Source organism: Janthinobacterium sp. ROICE36 (genome assembly GCF_002869965.1).
Classification (GTDB): domain Bacteria; phylum Pseudomonadota; class Gammaproteobacteria; order Burkholderiales; family Burkholderiaceae_D; genus Janthinobacterium.
In genome coordinates this window covers 1-663 of record NZ_PEBS01000197.1, presented here as the reverse complement: position 1 = coordinate 663, position 663 = coordinate 1, and the positions used below count along the sequence as shown (strand labels likewise).

Here is a 663-nt window from a genome sequence, read left to right as displayed (position 1 = left end):
CCACCGAGATTTTCTTGACCAGGCCCAGCATCTTGTTGTCCGCGTCGATCTGGATGATCTTGGCGTTTTTCGGCCAGTAATCCATGCCGTGCTGCGGCAAGGTGCCGAACGGTCCCAAACGCGAACCCAGGGCCACGACGACGTCGGCCTGGGCGATCAACTTCATGGCCGCCTTGGAACCTTGGTAACCCAATGGGCCGCACCACAGCGGGTGGCTGGCCGGAAACGAGTCGTTGTGCAGATAGCTGTTGACGACGGGTGCGCCCAGGCGCTCGGCCAGGGCCTTGCACTCTTCGATCGCTTCGCCCATGACGACGCCGCCGCCCGAGATGATCACGGGGAACTTGGCTTGCGCCAGCAATTCGGCCGCATCGTTGAGGCTTTGCTCGCCGCCGGCGCCACGGTCCAGGCGGTTCGGCTTCGGAATTTCCGCCTTGATTTCGCCATAGAAATAGTCGCGCGGGATGTTCAGCTGCGTCGGCCCCATTTCCGACATGGCGCGGTCAAAGCAGCGGCCCGTGTATTCAGCCATGCGGGCCGGATGGGTGACGTGGCCTTGATATTTCGTAAATTCTTCGAACATCGGCAACTGGTTCGCTTCCTGGAAGCCGCCCAGGCCCATGCTCATGGTGCCCGTCTCCGGGGTAATGATGACGACGGGCG

The 663-nt window shown here is 62.0% G+C and carries 1 pseudogene; it reads right to left on the bottom strand.

The features are described 5' to 3' along the window. Positions 1 to 663 (bottom strand): annotated as a pseudogene (locus CSZ94_RS27400) (thiamine pyrophosphate-binding protein); the annotation flags it as partial.